This window comes from Paenibacillus jamilae, from assembly GCF_050482105.1.
GTDB lineage: Bacteria > Bacillota > Bacilli > Paenibacillales > Paenibacillaceae > Paenibacillus > Paenibacillus jamilae_B.
Map to the genome: position 1 here is coordinate 1 of NZ_JBCNHI010000002.1, position 19,384 is coordinate 19,384.

The following is a 19,384-nucleotide window of genomic DNA, read 5'->3' on the forward strand; positions in this document are numbered from 1 at the left end:
AGTAGGACGTTGCCAAGCAAAAACAAAGAACACAGTCATTATGACTGTGTTCTTTTTGTATAACCGATTCATTTATTGCTCACATGAAAAGCTCATGCCATGTTTTCGGTTAAAAGGACTACGATATCCCGGTTGTCCTTTGTATAGTGCTGCCTGAAGCGTTGTTTTCAACTGAGATACAGTATGAATTGTGCAATGTTAATCTATTTCAACCTGTTCTGCCTGAAGGGCACTTAAGGCTTGAAGTTTACGGGTAATTTCCTTTTGCCACTTTGTATCTCCGACTTGTACGGCAAGATTGAGAAGATCCAAATAATCATCGATATGCAGGGAGGTTTTACTAAAAGTTTCTTTCACTGCGGTCCTGCCTCCTTTAAAGTCTATGTGTATTTATCATATCATTTAATAATGATAATCATTATCAAATAAAGATTATATTCATATTATGCCTGTCTTCTTGATAAATTGCAAGATATGATATGAATGAATTTTGAAGCACGCAAATGAGGGCTTAAAAAAACAAACCCTTCTCCTTAAGTTCACGCATTGTTCACGTCTTTTCTATGGAACATAATGAAAAGAACAAGCGGGCATTGAGTGTCCACCGACCAGGAGGATAAATTGCGCAATGCTTCAACCAGAGGAGGAAAAGGAACATGAGCAGAGCAAAAATGAAAGCGTTTGCCGTTTTGACGGCGAGCGCCTTGGCATTGACGCTGGCAGCTTGTAATAGCGGACAGAGCGCAAGTCCGGGAAATTCAGGAGGACAGAACGGAGGCAATGTAACGAAGGATGTGACGATCACCTTTCAAAACATCAATCCTGATCCGAGCACCCCTTCATACAAAATGATTAAGCAGATTGTCAGTCAATACGAGCAGGATCATCCTCATGTCAAAATTGAATTGGATTCGCTAAATACAGATCAGCAAAAGCTCAAACTGAAAACTCAAGCAGCAGCGAAGGAAGTACCGGATATCACGATTGTAAACCCGGCTGCACAGATGAAGCCATTCGTAGATGCCGGGCTACTGGCACCATTAAATGATGTAGCTGATAAAGAGGGGTTAAAGGACACGTTTCAGGATGGCCTTCTTAATTACTATAGCTTCAATGATAAGCTTTATGCTTTTCCAGATGGTAACAATATAGAAGTGGTGTTTTACAATAAAGAACTGTTCGAGCAGGCGGGAATTCAAAAGTTGCCGACCACCTTTGATGAACTGATTTCGGCGGTCAAAACGTTGAAAGCGAAGGGAATTACTCCAATTGCTATTGGGGAAAAGGATTCATGGACCGGTTCCCTCCTTTTTATGAATATTCTGTTGCGTACGAATGAAGGACCAAACTTCCTCAATGATGTGTTGGATGGCAAAAAGACGTTTAACGACCCGGCTTTTGTGGAGGCTGTGGATGCATTTCAGGAATTGGTGCAGGCTGGGGCTTTCCCGGATGGAGCCACATCGATTGACTATAACGCAGGCGGTAATATTTTTAAAACAGGAAAAGCTGCAATGTATATTATGGGCACTTGGGAAACAGGTTCTATTGACGCTTCCCCAGTAGCGGGTAAGGTAGGGGCGTTTCAATTCCCTACGGTGAATGGCAAAGGGAATGTGAATGAGTATGTCATTGCGCCAGGCAGCGCGTTTGCGGTATCTGCGAATAGTGAACATTTACAGGAAACGAAGGACTTTCTGCACTATTTCATTACAGAGATGCCCAAGATTCAGTTTGATCTGAAAAATGCAATTGGTAGCGGGCAGAAAATGAAAGGCGATCTGAAGGAAGCGGGTTATTCCGAGCTAGCGATTAGTCTCAATGAGCTGTTCAAAAATGTAAAAGGAGGAGACCTCGCTTTTGATAATACGATGAATCCGGCTATTGCGCAGGCGCATCTTAGTAGCATTCAAAATCTGTTTGTGCAACAAGAAGACTCTGCACAAGTTGCGAAGGAACATCAGAACACTTTTGAAGCGAACAAATAAGTGAGGATTTTGGAAAATTGCAATAAGCGATTTCCAATGAACAATGTATAGACCGAAATGGGGCCTAGTTCGTCCAGATATTGCACTTTGGAGCGACTGGAATGGAATTTCGCAAAATTCTGATATAGCAGACTCTAGGGGAGGAAGCGACAGTGCCCTTCCCTGATTCAGAATCACATATGGCTAATAATTTCCAGAGGATGCTCCGAATCAACACAAAGGAGATTAGAGCATGAATGTACTGAAGGTGCCGGCACGCACGATTGCCGTTTTCGTGCTACCCTGCCTGTTGCTGTATACCTGTATGGTATTTGTTCCGATTCTGGTATCTGTGTATTGCGGGTTGTTGGACTGGAACGGAATTGCTGAAGCAAAATTTGTGGGGCTGGCTAATTTTAAACGTATTTTTACAGCCGATCCAGTATTCTGGCCGTCCGTGAAGCGGACGATGATGTTCGCTGTATTTTCTATGCTGGAAATCCCGCTTTGTCTGCTGTTGGCCATTTTGCTCAATCGTTATGTGCGTAGGGCGAATACATTGGTAACGATGTATTTTTTGCCGGTCATTCTATCGGTGGTTATTATCGGACAGTTATGGAAGACGATCTATAATCCGGCCTCAATGGGTGGGATGCTGAACGGTATTTTGACGGCAGTCGGACTGGAAGGCTGGACACGCTCTTGGCTGACGGAACCGCAGATAGCGATGTATGCTCTATATTTTGTATCGTTGTGGCAATATTTTGGCTACCATTTGCTTATCCAGTTTACCGGGGTACAAAATATACCCAATGAGCTGTATGAAGCAGCTAAAATTGATGGAGCAGAAGGCTTCAAAGCTGATCGTTACATTACAATGCCGCTCATTGTGCCTATTTTCAAAATATCTATTGTATTAGCCTTCATCGGGTCCTTGCAATCGTTTGATTTGATCTGGGTGATGACGGGGGGTGGACCGGCCCATGCGACGGATACAGTATCCACATATATGTACAATATGTCCTTTTTATCTATGAAATACGGGTATGGCAGTGCATTGGCCTTGTTTCTCGTAGTAATCTGCTTGTCATTTACAATTGTGATAAATTTTGTTTTCAAACGAATCGAAAATAAGGTAAGCTAAAGGGGATGGGACTGTTGAACGCCTTGAAGAAAATGGGGGTTTTCTCCCTGTTGGCCGTCTTAGTGGTCACGCAGTTGTATCCACTTTTTTGGCTGCTGACCTATTCGTTGAAGACGAATGAAGAGATATTAAGTTCAAGCTTCTTTGCACTCCCTCAAGTGCCTCAATGGCACAACTATCAGGAAGCCTATGAATCAGGGAGCTACTTGCGTTATTTAGGAAACAGTGTGCTGGTGACTGGGGTTACGATGATTTTCGTCATTGTATTAAGCTCGATGACTGCTTATGCAATTGCACGTTTTCGCTGGCGTTTTGGGGCTGTTGTGCTGACGCTGTTTTTGGTCGGAATGATGATCCCCATGCAAGCTACACTGCTACCGCTGATGGTGATGTTTAAAAACGTCCATATTCTGAATACGTATTTCTCGCTGATTTTACCCTATATTGCTTTTCAGACACCGATTGCGGTCTTCATCCTATCCGGCTTTATGCGGTCCATTCCCCACGAAATTGAAGAATCCGCCTACATTGACGGAGCGAGCATTTATCGTATCTTCCGCAGTGTAATCTTACCCATCTCGATTCCGCCTATCATGACCGTGTGTATTTTAACCTTCATTAATATCTGGAATGAATACATTATGGCTGCCACCTTTATCTCGTCCGAAAAGCTAAAGACCCTCCCTTTCGGCGTATATACGTTCGTCAGCCAGTATTCTGTGAACTACGGCAATATTGGTGCTTTTCTAGTTATGGGAGTCTTACCAGTCATTGTTATTTATTTTGTCCTGTCCGAAAAAATCACCAAGGGCATGGTTGCGGGAGCAGTTAAAGGATAGGCGGCCGATGCGAAAGGAGCGCACGGAGGTATGATGCGCCGTTTTCAATCCATTCAATACCGCTTGTTTGTTCTGTTCCTGTTGAGCATGTCCAGCATTGTGCTGGCGGTCAGTCTGTTATTTTACAACCGTACTACGGTGCAGTTCCATGATAAGATCAGCGAGCTTGCACGTAAAAATGTATCCCAGACGGCAGGCCTGTTCGAATTGCTGCTCGACAGCTATAACAGTCTTTCCAAGTCGATCAGCAACAATATGGATTTGGTTCGTCTGCTGACGACAGATCATAGTGATTTACCTGCTGTCAATTACATCAACGAACGCACGATTACGAATATTCTTGGAGCCATCTACTATTCACGGAAGGATCTAATTGGCATTCATGTTATCACAGACACAGGCAAGGTATACAATTACGGAAATTATATGAACGTCATTGACACCCAATACGAGCATACGGAATGGTACAGGGAAATTCGAAGGTCGGCAGGCAAAATTGCATGGCTGGGTGTTTATCCTCACTCTGTCATCGATCAAGTGGAAACCAGGCCTGTGTTTGCATTTGGACGGCAGCTCTATGATCTGGATGAACACAAGCCGATCGGTATTGTTTTGTTTGAGGCTGAACCACGTTCAGTATTGTCCGCTCTCCACAATTTACGGCTGAGCACTAATAGTCAGGTCTATCTGTTGGGTCATGAAAATCGAATTGTGTCGGCTACTTCTTCTGATCCGCCGCCAGATTTGCAAAATCTAGAGCAGCAGGTCCCGGAAGAGGATGTAATTGTAGATCGGAATAATGAGAAAGTTGTAATCGCTTCCAAGCTTCCGTTTGCCGATTGGTCGGTGATTAGTGTGACACCCAGTGAGGATCTGAACGTGGAACTGGCGCAAAATCAAAGATATTTATTTATCGTGGCACCTATACTCATTATGGTGTCGGCGCTAATTGCGTCCATCGTCTCCAGGGGAATCTCTCTGCCGCTCAAACGAGTTATTCGGGAAATGAAACGGGTAGAGACAGGCAATTTCCGCCACACGGTAAACATCACATCCTATGAAGAAATCAACCAGTTGGCGACCTCTTTTAACCATATGGTAAGGCAGATTGCAGAGCTGATCGAACTGGTACGTATATCATCGGTCAGTGAAAAAAATGCAGAACTGCACGCCCTACAGACGCAGGTTAATCCACATTTTCTGTACAATACGCTGGATATGATCTACTGGATGCTGGATGAAAAGGGACAGGATCAGCTTGGTGAAGTGGTTCTCTCCTTATCTCACATGTTCCGTTACAGCAGTCACTGGGAAGAGGGGGCCGACGTAAGCCTTCGGGAAGAAGTAGAGCAGGTCGGCCATTACCTCACCATTATCCAGGCTCGGCTGGAGGGCAGGGTATCTGTTGACGTCCACATTGAAGAACGGTGGCTGGATATCCGTTTACCCAAAATGACCTTACAGCCATTGATTGAAAATGCGGTGAAACACGGACTGGAGCCTCTTCATGCAGATACAGGTGGCAAGTTGCTTGTCAGAGCAGAGGAGTATGGAGGTGTATTGAGTCTACATATTATCGACAACGGTGTAGGAATGGAGTATGAACGATGGGAGGTGGTCCAGGTCGCTTTGGCAGAACCCGGCAAACAGGCGGGCAGCGGGCAGGCGGGAGGCATCGGCCTGCAAAACCTAAATTTAAGGCTACGGCACATGTTCGGAGAAGAGTACGGCCTACGGATCTCCAGCGCACCAGGGGCCGGAACGACAGTCACTGTAAGTGTGCCTCTGCCACAGAAGGAGGAGAAACATGAATATTCTGATAGCTGACGATGAAAATATGATTCGACAGGGGATTCGGCGTACTATTGGCCAAGCTCTACCAACCTGCGGCATTCATCTCGCTGCTTCCACCGAGGAAGCAGCAGGCATTCTGGCGGAGCATCCTGTAGATATTGTGTTAACTGATATCCTGATGCCCGGTATGGATGGTCTGGAATTCATGCGTATTTCCAAGCGAAAGCATCCTCATCTGCAGTGGGTTGTCATTTCGGCCCATTCCGACTTCCAATATGCGCAAAGAGCAGTAAAGCTGGGTGCCAAAGACTACCTGTTAAAGCCAATCGGTAAAAAGAAGCTACTGGAATGCATTGAAGTGTTAGCAGCCGAAGCCCTTGTGGCCTCACAACAGGCGAACGAGGGCAGGCTTCTTAAATCCAATATGGTCTATTTGCGTGAAGCTGTTTTCCAGCGTTATGCACTTGGATTGGATACAGGTAAGCTGGATATACAGCCCTTCGTCGAAAATTATCCAGAATTCCATCTTTTTATGGTTCGCATGGAACCTGACCACAAGCAGACGCATTTGGAGCATTTTATGATTGAAAATGTGCTGTCCGAGCTTATTGAGGCTGGAGGTAGCGGCTTTGTCGTCAGTCTAGACCGCCATAGTCTGCTGGGAATAGCAAGGCTTAGGGACGAAGCAGAGGCTGCACGGCTAGAGACGCTGCTTGAATCCCATTTGAAGCGTTATGTGAAAGTACCTCTGCAAATTACACGTTCGGGTGTTCACCACAATTTTGCATCCATACCTGAAGAGGTAGCGCGATTAAGGAGAACGCCAGAGGAGATTGCAGCCGCAGCAGCGGACACAGGAGAATGTCTCCGCAGGGGCATGCATACAGTTGATGTAGCATTACAATATATTCGAGCTCACTTTACAGAGGAGCTGTCACTGGAAAAAGTGGCCTCAATCGTATTTTTAAATCCAGTGTATTTCAGTCAGTTATTCAAGCAAAAGACGGGACAAGGCTATAAGGATTACGTCATTTCCTTGCGTATGGAAGAGGCAAAGCGGCTGCTAAGTGATCCTCATTTGCGGCTGGCTGATATTTCCGAACGGATCGGCTATCAAGATATGAGGCATTTTACTCAGGTATTCCGACGCAAATGTGGAATGACTCCGACCGAATATCGGCATCAGGGAGTCAAGTGAGGTACGCAAAACCTGGATGCGGTTTACTGAGTGATACAAGACTGTTCTGGAGTAGAGCTTCTACTCTAGAGCAGTTTTTTGTGTTACTTTGAAGTCATAGACTAATATAAAGGGGATTTGGTATTTCATGCAGACGCAAAGGATCGGCCAGGAACTGTTCACGCTGCTGAACGGCCAGGGGTTAGAGCACAAGCAACATGAAGCAATGATGCTGTTGACGGTTACGGAAGATCAGTGGCCGCACATAGCGATGATTAGTGTGGGTGAGATTGTAGCGCTGGATGAGGAAAATTTGCGTCTGGCATTGTGGCCAGGTACGACCACGACAGGTAACATGATCCGTACGGGGAAGGCGACGCTCGTGGTGTTCACCGGGGGAAAGGCGCATTATGTGCGGTTGTCGCTGGAACATCTGCCCGCTTTGCGTGAAGCCAAGCATGTGCGTGAGCGATTTGCGGCGCGGGTTTTCGCAGCTAGAGAAGATTCGGCTCAATATGCGGATATCTTGACAGGTGTCACAATTCGCCTGAAGGAGCCGGAATCGGTGATCAATCGCTGGAAAGAGACGGTGGCAGAGTTGTTGGTATAAAGCTATCTAATTATGACAAATCATCTTTGTAATTGCCCAGTTTACCGTTAAAATAAATGCAAGGAAATAAGCGCTTACAAGGAATCAGGTTCAGCCTGTTGGAACAGGAATTAGAATGTAAGGGGAAGCTTGTTTCTTTTGAAGGGAAAATAGGAGGGATGAATATGTCTCGTTTTGACAAAGTAGATCAGCTATTGCAACGGTTTTTAGCGAATGGACCAGCAGGATGTGGTTGTGCCATTGCACAAAACGGTCAAGTATTGTATGAAGGGTACCATGGATATGCTGATGTGGAAACTCAGAGACCGATTACTGAAGATACCGTGTATCGCTTGTTTTCCATGACCAAGGTTATTGTATGTGCGGCTGCCCTTATGCTGTACGAACGCGGTCAATTTTTATTGAATGAGCCTTTGTATGAGTATTTACCTGAGTATCGTAATTCGTATGTATTCAAAACTGCTCCTAACGGATACACCTACGTTGATAAGGCGGATAATCCTATTTTAATTAAGCATATATTCAATATGAGTGCAGGCATTCCTTATGCTTCCGAGTTTTCAGGCACAGGAAAAGCTATGCAGAAGGTCATTGCAGCATTAAAGGAAAAGCAGGGAACGTATGACCTGCGTACGGAGATTAAGGCGCTTTCTAAAGTTCCGCTCGCATTTGAACCGGGAACACGATGGTTATATGGATATGGGCACGATCTTGTTGCGGGTCTTATTGAAGTGATTTCGGGTAAATCAGTAGGACAATTTTTGAAGGATGAAATCTTTGATCCACTTGGAATGAACAATACAGGTTATCGTTATCACGGAGATATTGAATCGCGGATGGCCTCCATGTATCGACGGACAGACGCAGGAAAACTTGAAAAAATTAAGGGTTATTTGGATGAATATCTTCAGCCAGATGCTATATATGAAGGTGGGGGCTCAGGTTTATATTCGACCGTCAAAGATTACCTCACATTTTCACAAATGCTGTCAAATGGCGGCATGGTAGACGGTGTGAGGGTATTGGGGAGAAAAACCATTGATTTAATGCGCACAAATCATCTGGATACAGCCCAGCTATCGGATTTTACCAATTCATACCATACAGGTTATGGCTATGGACTGGGTGTGCGCACGTTAATGGATAAAGCGGCTGGGCACGCCAACAGCTCGATTGGGGAGTTTGGCTGGACGGGAATGGCGGGTACTTGGGTTTCTATAGATCCGAGCGAACAGTTCTCCGTCGTATATATGCATCAGCTCGATCCCAATATGGAAGAGTATCACCATTTGAGAGTTCGTGCGGCAGCTTATAGCTGTTTGTAAAAGTACCGATTCTAGTTAATAAGGACCAAATTTCCTTTAAAGTCTAAACTATTCTTTTCCATATGACGACATAAAACGTAGGTGTAGGGATTTTGCGAAATCCTTAATTTTTAGCAATGAAATGGGAGGGAATTAGATTTTGAAGAATAGATGGTCCGGTTTTCTGGCGTTGGTCATCCTGATTTCAAGCTTTACATCATATGCAGGGTTTGCATCTGCAGCAGATGCAGTGCTTTCCAAGATTGTTCTTTCCTCTAACGAGGTAACTTTGCAGCAGGGAGATACGGCTGCATTGACGGCAACGGCTGTTTATAGCGACGGAACGACCTCAAATGTAACCGTAAGCACGGATTGGAAAAGCGATAATACAACTATCGCTACGGTGTATAACGGTACGGTTTCAGCCAAGGCTGAAGGGGAAGCAACCGTGGTAGCGACCTATAAGGAGAAAGTCCAATCGGTTCAGGTGCATGTCACGAAAAAGGTTAAGGCACTGACATCCAATGTACAAAGCCTGAATTTGCGTTCAAGCGGCACAGGACAGGTTGATTTGACAGCGACTTACAGTGATAATACAACAGCTCAGGTTTCGGGTGAGGCTACTTGGACCTCGGATAACCAAAAGGTAGCGACTGTAGTCAACGGTTTGGTTACCGCTCAGGGAGCAGGTACAGCTAATATTAAGGCCGTATATGGACAACAGACTGTTACGATTGCTGTACAGGTGGAGCAGGTTAAACGTCTCGATGTCAGCTCATCAGAGGTTTCTCTTTTGTTGAAGGATACAGAGAAGGTTAAATTGACAGCAACGTTCCCAGATGGATCGGTTCAGGATGTTACAGAGTCTGCTGAATGGAGTTCCAGCAATACAGCTGTGGCAGATGTTCTGAAAGGCACTATTACCGGCTATAGCGCAGGTAAGGCGACAATTACAGGTAAATATGGCACGATGTCCGCTACGATTGCGGTGGATGTGGATCAGACGAATAAACTGAAAGCCAGCGAATCCAATATTTTTCTCCGCTTGGATGAATCAAAAAAAATACAGGTATCTGCTGTTTACCCAGATGGAACGGTAACAGATATCACAGATAAAGCTACTTGGGCATCAAGCGATGAAAAAGTTGCAACGGTGAATAAAGGAACGATTATGGCCATCGGAGCGGGTTCGGCTACGGTGACTGCTAAGTATGGAGATAAGACAGTTTCGATCAAGACAGATGTCGAGACCTCTAGATTTCTGGATTTGAGCGAGGACAAGCTGAGCTTGAATGCTAAGGAATCCAAAAAGCTCAAGCTGACAGCAACGTACGTAACAGGGACGGAAGAAGATATCACAAGTAAGGCAGAGTGGAAGTCCAGCAATGAAGATATCGCTTTTGTCAGCGCGGGAGAAGTCACAGGTTATAAAACAGGTGAGGCTACGATCACAGCTTCTTATGGCGGCAAAACAGCTACAGCTACGGTATCCGTAAATGTGCCTGGTGATCTGTCTTTGTCTTCCAAAACTGCAACGATTGATATTAATGAGGATTATACTGCGACTCTGACGGCTACTTATGGGGATGGGCGTAAGGAAGATGTGACACAGGATGCGGAGTGGGCTTCAAGTGCGGAAGATATTGCTTCTGTGTCCAAAGGAACGATTACGGGGAAGGCAGCCGGTAAAGCGGTTATTACAGCGACCTATAATGGCAAAAAACTGACGATTAACGTGCAGGTAGGCCTTGTGGACCGTTTGGAAACAGACTCGCGTGTAATTGCCCTCGGTGCTCAGGAAACGAAGCAGTTGAAAGTATCGGGAGTTAAGAGTGGCGGTACAAAAACAGACGTAACCAAGGACGCCACTTGGACTACTAGCAATGTAAAGGTAGTTGAAGTTAGCGAAGGTTTGATTAAAGCGAATGCAAGCGGTAAGGCAACGGTCACTGCTTCATACGGCAAGCAAACCATTACGTTTACGGTAGAAGTGGACGTAGCGCAAAAGATTGAAGCGGATGCAATTGCGTTATCACTGAAATCCGGGGATCAAAAAACGATCGCAATCGTGGTTAAATCCAGTGATGGCAAAGAAAAGGATGTTACAACCCAAGCTGAATGGAAAACGTCCAACTATAAGGTAGCCACCGTCAAAAAGGGTCAGGTTACCGCGGTCAGCTACGGTAAGGCTAACATTCAGGCGAAGTTTGGCGGTAAGGTGATCAGCGTGCCTGTTGATGTTGATACGCTTAAATACCTGCAAACGGACGAAGTCGCCTTGACTTTGAAGGCAGGGCAGTTGGCTAAGGTGACAGCTACCGCCACGTATAAGGATGAGTCGGAGAAGGATGTTTCCAAGCCGGCTGTCTGGTCCTCGTCCAGAATTGTTGTTGCAACCGTCAAAGACGGCAACATTAAGGCACAGGGCAAGGGTAAAGCTGTAATCACAGTGAAATACGCAGGTAAAATGACGAAGATACAAGTAACCGTTCAGTAATCTGTAAGATTGAAAAGAAAAAGAGCAAGCATACGTCTAGGGACGACATGCTTGCTCTTTTATTTTTAAGGGGTGGACTCGCTTCTTTATACAAGGAGGTTACCGCTTGTAAATTATCACTTCCCCTTTCTGACCGATGTGTTGCGTGTAAGTGATTCGGTCAAACGCTTGCCAGTGGGTGTCTGGGCCAAGCCGCCTTTGGCGGTCTCGCGGTGCTTCGACGGCATTGCGCTGCCGACTTCAAGCATCACGTCAATGACTTCGTCAGACGGAATGGCGCTGCGCACACCCGCCAAAGCCATATCTGCTGCGGCAAGTGCGGTCACGGCTCCCAGCCCGTTGCGCACGATGCATGGAATCTCGACCAGTCCGGCGACGGGGTCGCAAATCAGACCGAGCGTGTTCTTGAGCGCTAGTCCTACGGCGTGAACGGCCTGCTCAGGTGTGCCGCCGCGTAGCTCGACCATCGCGCCAGCAGCCATCCCGATGGCTGAACCAATCTCAGCCTGACAGCCTCCTTCCGCGCCGGAAATGAAGGAATTGTTGGCGATGACGTAGCCAATGGCTCCAGCTGCGAACAAGCCGTGCACCATATGCTCATCATCCCAGCCGAACCGCTCCTGTGCACTAATGAACACGCCGGGGATGACGCCACAAGAGCCAGCAGTGGGCGTAGCCACAATACGCCCCATGGACGCATTAACCTCCGACACGGAGAGCGCATAAGCCATGGCGAGCGCGGAGGCATCGCCGGAGCAGGTTTCCCCTGCCCGCAAATACTCGGCCAGACGCTTGCCGTCCCCGCCCGTCAATCCACTGCGGGATACGGTGTCTTGCGTCTGACCACGATGAACGGCCTCCTTCATGACTTCATAATATTCAGACATTTGGCGGAAGATTTCTTCTTCCGTTGTATTCGTCTCCTGTACCTGCTCTTGAATCATCAGGCGGCCAATCGTGGTGGATTCCTTCGCGCATATGGCGCTGATTTCATGCAGATGGCTAAATCGCATCAGATTCAGCTCCTTTTTTCAAATTAATCATTTTAATTTCATACATATGTGGTAAGGATCGTAGTTTTGCGATCAGTTCAGCCGTAGGAGGACTGTCCGTTTCGATGGCGGTAAGTGCTTCACCATCTCGGCCTTTGCGATCCACATGCATATAAGCAATGTTAATGTCGGCAGCGCCGAGCGCTGAAGTCACCGCACCTAATGTGCCGGGCTTATCCGAGTGAAGAAGCACCAATGTAGACAGCTCCCCAGTAAGGTTGACTCGGAATTCGTTGAGCTGCTGGACATGGATGCTGCCGCCGCCGATGGAGGAGCCTAGTAATGTCCGCTGGTCCTCACCCTTCCACAGTTCAAAACGGACGGTATTCGGATGGGGCGCGGGTAGTCCGCTGACGGCAAATTCCACGGCCATCCCGGCCTGCTCTGCCCATTGCTCGGCATCTGGAATTCGGTGGTCGTCCGTATCGTAATTGAGCAGTCCTGCGATGAGCGCCAGGTCTGTACCGTGCCCTTTGTAGGTGTCGGCGAAGGAGCCGTACAGTGTCATGCGGGCACGGTCAGGCTGCGTCCCAAGCCAGTGCCGGGCAACGCGTGCAAGCCGCACCGCGCCGGCGGTGTGTGAGCTGGAAGGTCCGGTCATGGCCGGACCGATAATGGAAAATACATCTTTGAAACGCATGGTGTGGCCCCCTGTATGTTCTAGTACCATAGTATATGGTATTTCCGCGTTTGTGCGCGGGTATGACGGTTCCTAATGCTGACGTACAATGTGAGCACAAAAAAGGACAGGATAAGGAAGTTTCCCTTATCTCTGTCCTCGTTACCTGAGAGTTTCGTGCGGTGCCCTTACCGCCTTACCCCTTGGGTGGCTTGCGCTCTCTCCAGAGTTGCGTCAGATGACGATACATGGACCTGAGAGATTATCCGCCAGCCGGGTGCTGGCGTCTTGCTCCTTCGGTGCCGCCAGCGTGTAAATCCCTGGACAGACTCTCCCGTCATCTTCATTCGCGTATACCGTTCTACATATCTTTCTTAGCGTAATGTATGCCGTGCTCGGTGTCAATCGCAGGGTTTAATTTTTACATAAACAGGCGAGTTTCCGATAAAAAAGATTAAAATTTACATAATTATGGATGAAACCAGGAAGGAATTAGAAGATTGACAGCTAATCTGATATAGGACAAGTACATTTATGGAATTATAGGAGGGATATTGAAGTATGGTACAAGGCTTGCGGTTCACAGGTTCACGCATGAAAGGGATGCTGCATTTGGCAGCGATTGTATCGCTGCTGATTGGGATCTTCGTTCCATTCGGTCAGGTCAAAGCGGAGGGAGCATTGACAGTAGCTGAAGCACTTCAGCGCCAGGGTAGTGGAGGCACAGCGACGGTGGAAGGTTACATCGTTGGACATGCTACCGGATCGAAAACGGCTAATTTTTCTTCTCCGTTTGCAAATGATTTTAACGTACTGATTGCCGACCAGGCCAACGAACGTGGCACATCAAATCTATTGAATGTGCAGCTGACATCAGCGTACAGAGGACAATTTGGGCTAACAGGCCATCCTGAGCTGATCGGCAATAAAATTCGTGTGACAGGTACGCTTGGCGCCTACAATAATTTTGGCGGAGTAAAAAGCCCGAGCGCTGTAGAACTGGTGAGTGGAAGCGAGCCGGGGGGTCCCGTTGATCCGGGCAATCCTGATCCAGGCACCCCGGGTCAACCTGGTACGACGTTGCCGGACGGCAAAGGTAAAAAAGTGCTGTTCGATAATACGCACGCACAGACGGCTGGAGCAGCAGATTGGGTCATTGACGGCGCCTTCTCTGATTTTGCCAATGGATTGCGTAATGTAGGCTTTACTGTGGACCAATTGAATCGCCCTATTCCTTTTACGTTTGGGGAACAAGCTATAACCTATGACAAGCTGCGCCAATATGATGTGTTCATCATCGGTGAAGCGAACGTTGCCTTTAAGGCATCCGAGCAGGCTGCCCTGCTGCAATACGTCAATAACGGGGGAAGTGTCTTCTTCATCTCCGACCACTATAATGCGGACCGTAACAAAAACCGGTGGGATTCCTCTGAGGTTATGAATGGCTACCGTCGTGGAGCCTATACTAATCCGGCAAAAGGCATGACGGCAGAAGAAGCAGCATCACCAGCCATGCAAGGGCTAACTAGCTCTGATTGGCTGGCAAACAACTTTGGTGTTCGTTTCCGTTATAATGCGCTTGGCGACGTGAATGCTACGGACATTGTAGCTGCAGATCAATCCTTTGGCATTACCAAGGGGGTACGCTCGATTGCCATGCATGCGGGATCTACGCTGGCTATTATTGATCCTACCAAAGCGAAAGGAATTGCCTATATTCCGACAGGTACGAAAAAATGGGGCAATGCTGTAGACCAAGGTGTCTATAACGGCGGAGGCCGTGCGGAAGGACCGTTTGCAGCGATCTCCAAGGTAGGTCAAGGCAAGGCAGCATTTATCGGTGACTCTTCCCCTGTAGAAGATGCTACACCGAAATATGTGCGTGAGGAAAACGGACAGTCGAAGAAGACATATGATGGCTTCAAGGAAGTGGACGATGCTACCTTCCTGGTACAAACGGTTCAATGGCTTGCATGGAAGCAGGACTACACCACATTATCCGATGTGGCAGGCTTAACGCTGGATCAACCGACGAAGCTACTGCCGTTTGAGGAGCCAGCGGCTTCTACGGAACCACAACCTGAGCCTTGGTCTGCTCCAGCAGCAGGCTACAAATGGTACGATCCAAAAACGTTCAAGTCGGGCTCCTATGGAGCGGCTTCGTAATAAACGTATAAAATTCAATGTAAGCTGACGGGTACTAGTTAGCCGTTTGATCCTCTATAAGGGGGTCAAATGGCTTTTTGTGATGAAAATTAACCTGTGGTTGGTTATTTTATTACATTTCGTGCTAGGAAGGTCGCGCTACTGCTGGACCATTGATTTTTTAAATGATGTTGATAGCATAATCTTAATTGATATATCCATATACTGGTGATAGGATGTATTCAAATTATTCCGACAAAAACAGTATGTAATGTTTGTGGAAGGTTTTAACATCAAACATGGTGAGAATAAGCGGGACAAGGCCATGGAGAATGGAGGAAGTGCGCATTGAATGTCGAGCCTGTGTTGGAGATTAAAGAATTATCCGTATCTTTTCGTATCAACGATCAATACCACCCGGCAGTCGATCATCTGAATCTGACGGTCAACCCCAATGAAGTCCTGGCTGTAGTCGGAGAATCCGGTTGTGGCAAAAGCGCGCTGGCGCTTTCCATCCCGCAACTGCATGACATGGAGCGGACACGTGTCGAAGGAGAAGTTCTTTTTAAAGGCACCAATCTGATTCGTCTCTCCTCAGGGCAAATGAATAAAATCCGCGGTGCGGGCATTGGCATGATCTTTCAGGACCCGCTGACAGCACTGAACCCGTTAATGAGCATTGGTAAGCAGATCGAGGAAAATCTAGATTATCATACGTCCCTATCTACGAAACAAAAAAGGGAACGTGTACTGGAACTGCTGGAAAGCGTAGATATACCCAATCCCGTACGTGTGTATGAACAGTATCCACATGAACTTTCAGGAGGGATGCGCCAGCGTGTGATGATCGCGATTGCCATAGCTTGCCGTCCCTCTCTTATTATTGCAGATGAGCCGACTACGGCGCTCGATGTAACCATTCAATCGCAAATTCTCGACTTGCTCAAACAGCTTCAACAGGAGACCGGAAGCGGAATTATTCTGATTACACACGATCTTGGCGTTGTGGCCGAGATCGCCGACCGTGTGGTGGTCATGTATGCCGGAGAAATCGTGGAAAGCGCTGATGTTTTTGAATTATTCCGGCATCCACAGCATCCGTATACGCGCTCCTTGCTGGCCTCCATGCCGGGATCGCATACCAAGGGAGAATCGCTGCATGTCATTGGTGGCATTGTTCCCTCGTTGCAAGATATTCCCCGCCATAGCTGTCGCTTTGCTTCGCGTATTCCCTGGATTCAGCAGAGAATGCATGAAGACCATCCCCGATTAAAAGAAATTTCCCCCGGCCATTGGGTCCGTTGTACATGTTACCAGCATTTTCATTTTGAAGACGAAACCAAGGGAGAGGCTGCTCATGGCACTACTGGAGCTAAATGATTTGAAGGTGCATTACCCGGTGCGCGGTGGCTTTTTCCAACGTATCGTTGACCAGGTAAAAGCAGTAGATGGCGTGTCAATCAGCATAGAGGCAGGCCAAACATATGGGCTGGTAGGAGAATCCGGCTGCGGAAAAACGACGACAGGCAGGACGATTATCGGCCTGAATAAGCTGACGAGCGGACAGATTCTTTTTAATGGAAAGGACCTTGCGGCTTTGAGTCGGAATAACCGCCATCCGCTGCGTAGAGACATTCAGATGATTTTTCAGGACCCCTATTCTTCGCTTAACCCGCGCAAGCGTGTGTTGGATGTCATTGCTGAACCGCTGCGGAACTTTGAAAGGCTGAGTAATAAGGAAGAGCGGCGAAAAGTACAGACGCTACTGGAAAAGGTCGGCTTGAACGCTGATGCGGCCTACAAATATCCGCATGAATTTTCCGGGGGCCAGCGACAGCGGATCGGGATTGCGCGCGCGCTGACATTAAATCCAAAACTGATTATTGCTGATGAACCGGTATCGGCGCTTGACGTTTCTGTGCAGGCACAGGTGCTTAATTTTATGAAGGATGTGCAGCGAGAGTTCCAATTGACGTATTTGTTCATTAGTCATGACCTGGGGATTATCCGCCATATGTGTGACCAAATCGGCATCATGTACCGAGGTCGCTTAGTGGAACAGGGGAGCGAACAGGACATTTATGAGCGTCCACAGCATTTGTATACCCAGCGGCTTATTGCCACCATTCCTAGTATCGATCCTGCGAAGCGGCTGGAAAATACTCAAAAAAGGCAGAAGCTTTTATCCTCTTACAAGTCAGAGCTGCCAAAACATCTAGACGCGAGTGGAAAGCCGTTTGCACTAAAATCAGTAAGTCCATCCCATCAAGTCGCGCTACCCTAAGGGAGGTACAGAATATGTGGAAATTTACAATGCGCCGGCTGCTGGTTATGATTCCTCAACTTTTTGCACTGAGTGTGCTTATATTTTTCCTAGCTAAGGCTATGCCAGGGGATGCTCTGACAGGGCTCATCACTTCAACACCCAATCTGAATCCGGCTGTACTGGAAGAGCAGCGGCAAAAACTGGGACTCAATGACCCGGTGTGGGTGCAATATGGGAACTGGCTCGTCCAGCTTGCTCATGGGGATCTGGGCAAATCTTATGTACATAAAATTAGCGTTACCGATTTGATTGGCAGCCGTTTGGGGAACACATTTTTTCTGGGCGTAGTGATTCTGGTTCTGACGTATCTGATCGCTATCCCGCTGGGAGTGCTCAGCGGTCGTTATCAGCATAGTCTGCTGGATAAAACCGTGGTGGGGTACACCTATCTCAGCTTTGCGACACCTCTATTTATACTCGCGTTGTTACTGCTGTACGTGTTCGGATTCAGGCTTGGCTGGTTTCCAACCAGCGGCAGTGTAGATGTAGGTGTGGAGCCTGGCACATGGTCATATTACGTGAATAAGTCGTATCACCTCATTCTACCGGCGGTTACAGGCGCATTGCTCAGTACGACGGCTACAATTCAGTACTTGCGCAATGAGGTCATTGACACACGCCTAAAGGATTTTGTGAAAACAGCACGTTCCAAGGGGGTACCCGAAGGAAAGATCTATTCCCGCCATATTTTCAAAAACTCTTTATTACCCATTGCTGCTTTCTTGGGCTATGACCTGACGGGTGTGATTGCGGGCAACATCTTCCTGGAGTCTATTTTCGGTTATCCGGGGTTGGGCCAGTTGTTTCTTCAGTCCATCACCCAACGGGACTTTTCAGTCGTGAATGCGCTGGTTATGATCTCCGGTTTCTTGGCGTTATTAGGAACTCTTTTATCTGATGTCATCCTAAGTAAGGTCGATCCCCGCATTCGAATTGAATAGTGAACAAGTCTAGAGAAAAGGAGGGATTATGGTGTCTATGCAGGTGGAGGAGATCTTCTCGCCGGAAATCATTCGTAAATCACCATCCAGTTGGTCTGTACTGCGACGTGAGCTGGTACGTGACAAGATGGCCCTAATTTCCATTGGATTTGTGGCTCTGTTCTTGATTTTTATATATGCCTCTGTCCTGTTTGTCAATCAGGATGTAGTCACGACGGTTGATTTGGGCGCAATCCGCGAAGCTCCCGGCTCAGTGCACTGGCTGGGTACGGACCGAGCGGGTAGAGATATATTTGGTCAGCTGGTCATTGGAGCCCGCAATTCCTTTACCATTGGCTTTACGATTACTTTGTTATCCGCCGCCATTGGCTTGACGCTGGGCTTACTGGCTGGGTTTTACGGAGGAATGGTCGATAACATCATCATGCGAATCATTGACTTTATCCTGGTGCTTCCATTCTTGATGCTGGTTATCGTATTTGTCAGCATTGTGCCTAAAAGCGGTATAGGGTCTTTTATTTTCATCATGACCGCCTTTTTATGGATTGGAAAGGCGCGCCTGATCCGGGCCAAGGTGCTGTCGGAGCGGGAACTGGACTACGTACAGGCTTCCAAAACCCTTGGCACACCCAATTGGAAAATCATCTGGTTGGGTGTGCTGCCTAATCTCAGCTCTGTTGTGATTGTCAATCTGACGCTCAGTCTTGCGGGAAATATCGGGATTGAGACCGGGCTTTCTTATCTTGGTTTTGGCTTGCCGGAATCTACCCCAAGCTTGGGGACACTGGTGAGTTATGCGAATGACCCGGATGTATTGCAGAACAGCTGGTGGATGTGGCTGCCTGCCTCATTGCTTATATTAGTGCTGATGCTGGCGATTAACTTTATTGGTCAGGCACTCAAACGTGCTACCGATGCCAGACAACGATTGGGTTAAACCGAAGTACAAGGATAAGGACAACGACGAGG

At 47.4% G+C, this 19,384-nt stretch carries 16 protein-coding genes and 1 riboswitch; of the genes, 13 read left to right on the top strand and 3 right to left on the bottom strand.

Annotation, left to right across the window (positions count from 1 at the left end):
• Positions 1-198: 198 nt before the first annotated feature.
• Positions 199-357, bottom strand: a complete 159-nt coding sequence (locus tag ABEW32_RS00860) for a hypothetical protein (RefSeq protein ID WP_430183814.1) — start codon at positions 355-357, stop codon at positions 199-201.
• Between the two features lie 299 nt (positions 358-656).
• Between ABEW32_RS00860 and ABEW32_RS00865 the strand changes: the two genes are divergently transcribed.
• From ABEW32_RS00865 to ABEW32_RS00900, 8 genes are all read left to right on the top strand, one after another.
• Positions 657-1,988 (top strand): extracellular solute-binding protein, encoded by a 1,332-nt coding sequence (locus tag ABEW32_RS00865; RefSeq protein ID WP_430183816.1) that lies wholly within the window; start codon positions 657-659, stop codon positions 1,986-1,988.
• A 232-nt stretch (positions 1,989-2,220) separates the two neighbouring features.
• Complete coding sequence (locus tag ABEW32_RS00870) at positions 2,221-3,111, top strand: carbohydrate ABC transporter permease (RefSeq protein ID WP_430183818.1); 891 nt, start codon at positions 2,221-2,223, stop codon at positions 3,109-3,111.
• Positions 3,112-3,116: 5 nt separating this feature from the next.
• Positions 3,117-3,950 (top strand): carbohydrate ABC transporter permease, encoded by an 834-nt coding sequence (locus ABEW32_RS00875; RefSeq protein ID WP_430183820.1) that lies wholly within the window; start codon positions 3,117-3,119, stop codon positions 3,948-3,950.
• Positions 3,951-3,980: 30 nt separating this feature from the next.
• Positions 3,981-5,777 carry a sensor histidine kinase gene (locus tag ABEW32_RS00880; RefSeq protein ID WP_430183822.1) on the top strand — a complete coding sequence of 599 codons (1,797 nt, stop codon included), beginning with the start codon at positions 3,981-3,983 and terminating at the stop codon, positions 5,775-5,777.
• Positions 5,758-6,942, top strand: coding sequence for a response regulator (locus ABEW32_RS00885; RefSeq protein WP_430183824.1), 1,185 nt, complete (start codon positions 5,758-5,760; stop codon positions 6,940-6,942). Before ABEW32_RS00880 ends, ABEW32_RS00885 begins: the two co-directional genes overlap by 20 nt.
• 127 nt (positions 6,943-7,069) lie before the next feature.
• Positions 7,070-7,531: a pyridoxamine 5'-phosphate oxidase family protein gene (locus tag ABEW32_RS00890; protein ID WP_430183826.1), complete on the top strand. Its 462-nt coding sequence runs from the start codon at positions 7,070-7,072 to the stop codon at positions 7,529-7,531.
• A 164-nt stretch (positions 7,532-7,695) separates the two neighbouring features.
• Positions 7,696-8,856: a serine hydrolase domain-containing protein gene (locus ABEW32_RS00895; RefSeq protein ID WP_430183828.1), complete on the top strand. Its 1,161-nt coding sequence runs from the start codon at positions 7,696-7,698 to the stop codon at positions 8,854-8,856.
• A gap of 139 nt (positions 8,857-8,995) precedes the next feature.
• Positions 8,996-11,332 (top strand): Ig-like domain-containing protein, encoded by a 2,337-nt coding sequence (locus ABEW32_RS00900; protein WP_430183830.1) that lies wholly within the window; start codon positions 8,996-8,998, stop codon positions 11,330-11,332.
• A gap of 116 nt (positions 11,333-11,448) precedes the next feature.
• Here ABEW32_RS00900 and sdaAA read toward each other — a convergent pair whose 3' ends face one another.
• Together sdaAA and sdaAB are read right to left on the bottom strand one after the other, a co-directional pair.
• A complete protein-coding gene (gene sdaAA, locus ABEW32_RS00905) occupies positions 11,449-12,345 on the bottom strand; it encodes an L-serine ammonia-lyase, iron-sulfur-dependent, subunit alpha (protein ID WP_430183832.1) in 897 nt (298 codons plus the stop codon).
• Complete coding sequence (sdaAB, locus tag ABEW32_RS00910) at positions 12,335-13,024, bottom strand: L-serine ammonia-lyase, iron-sulfur-dependent subunit beta (RefSeq protein ID WP_430183940.1); 690 nt, start codon at positions 13,022-13,024, stop codon at positions 12,335-12,337. The genes sdaAA and sdaAB overlap by 11 nt, the downstream gene beginning before the upstream one ends.
• Before the next feature lie 211 nt (positions 13,025-13,235).
• A riboswitch (glycine riboswitch) is annotated at positions 13,236-13,350 on the bottom strand.
• A gap of 214 nt (positions 13,351-13,564) precedes the next feature.
• Here sdaAB and ABEW32_RS00915 point away from each other — a divergent pair.
• The 5 genes from ABEW32_RS00915 (at position 13,565) to ABEW32_RS00935 (ending at position 19,352) form a co-directional block, all read left to right on the top strand.
• The gene (locus tag ABEW32_RS00915; RefSeq protein WP_430183834.1) at positions 13,565-15,169 is read left to right on the top strand and encodes a DUF6359 domain-containing protein; all 1,605 of its coding nucleotides are present in this window, start codon (positions 13,565-13,567) and stop codon (positions 15,167-15,169) included.
• A 327-nt stretch (positions 15,170-15,496) separates the two neighbouring features.
• Positions 15,497-16,528, top strand: a complete 1,032-nt coding sequence (locus ABEW32_RS00920; RefSeq protein WP_430183836.1) for an ABC transporter ATP-binding protein — start codon at positions 15,497-15,499, stop codon at positions 16,526-16,528.
• Positions 16,506-17,432 carry an ABC transporter ATP-binding protein gene (locus ABEW32_RS00925; RefSeq protein ID WP_430183838.1) on the top strand — a complete coding sequence of 309 codons (927 nt, stop codon included), beginning with the start codon at positions 16,506-16,508 and terminating at the stop codon, positions 17,430-17,432. Before ABEW32_RS00920 ends, ABEW32_RS00925 begins: the two co-directional genes overlap by 23 nt.
• A 14-nt stretch (positions 17,433-17,446) precedes the next feature.
• Positions 17,447-18,415, top strand: a complete 969-nt coding sequence (gene opp4B / locus ABEW32_RS00930) for an oligopeptide ABC transporter permease (protein WP_430183840.1) — start codon at positions 17,447-17,449, stop codon at positions 18,413-18,415.
• A 37-nt stretch (positions 18,416-18,452) separates the two neighbouring features.
• A complete protein-coding gene (locus ABEW32_RS00935) occupies positions 18,453-19,352 on the top strand; it encodes an ABC transporter permease (protein ID WP_430183942.1) in 900 nt (299 codons plus the stop codon).
• Positions 19,353-19,384: the final 32 nt, after the last annotated feature.

What these genes read in the sequence shown, in the direction of transcription:
- ABEW32_RS00875 (WP_430183820.1), top strand. Translation starts at nt 3,117, where the DNA reads ATGGGACTGTTGAACGCCTTGAAGAAAATGGGGGTTTTCTCCCTGTTG.
- sdaAA (WP_430183832.1), bottom strand. Translation starts at nt 12,345, where the DNA reads ATGCGATTTAGCCATCTGCATGAAATCAGCGCCATATGCGCGAAGGAA.
- ABEW32_RS00935 (WP_430183942.1), top strand. Translation starts at nt 18,453, where the DNA reads ATGCAGGTGGAGGAGATCTTCTCGCCGGAAATCATTCGTAAATCACCA.
- ABEW32_RS00880 (WP_430183822.1), top strand. Translation starts at nt 3,981, where the DNA reads ATGATGCGCCGTTTTCAATCCATTCAATACCGCTTGTTTGTTCTGTTC.
- ABEW32_RS00915 (WP_430183834.1), top strand. Translation starts at nt 13,565, where the DNA reads ATGGTACAAGGCTTGCGGTTCACAGGTTCACGCATGAAAGGGATGCTG.
- ABEW32_RS00925 (WP_430183838.1), top strand. Translation starts at nt 16,506, where the DNA reads ATGGCACTACTGGAGCTAAATGATTTGAAGGTGCATTACCCGGTGCGC.
- ABEW32_RS00895 (WP_430183828.1), top strand. Translation starts at nt 7,696, where the DNA reads ATGTCTCGTTTTGACAAAGTAGATCAGCTATTGCAACGGTTTTTAGCG.
- ABEW32_RS00885 (WP_430183824.1), top strand. Translation starts at nt 5,758, where the DNA reads ATGAATATTCTGATAGCTGACGATGAAAATATGATTCGACAGGGGATT.
- ABEW32_RS00890 (WP_430183826.1), top strand. Translation starts at nt 7,070, where the DNA reads ATGCAGACGCAAAGGATCGGCCAGGAACTGTTCACGCTGCTGAACGGC.
- sdaAB (WP_430183940.1), bottom strand. Translation starts at nt 13,024, where the DNA reads ATGCGTTTCAAAGATGTATTTTCCATTATCGGTCCGGCCATGACCGGA.
- ABEW32_RS00870 (WP_430183818.1), top strand. Translation starts at nt 2,221, where the DNA reads ATGAATGTACTGAAGGTGCCGGCACGCACGATTGCCGTTTTCGTGCTA.
- opp4B (WP_430183840.1), top strand. Translation starts at nt 17,447, where the DNA reads ATGTGGAAATTTACAATGCGCCGGCTGCTGGTTATGATTCCTCAACTT.
- ABEW32_RS00865 (WP_430183816.1), top strand. Translation starts at nt 657, where the DNA reads ATGAGCAGAGCAAAAATGAAAGCGTTTGCCGTTTTGACGGCGAGCGCC.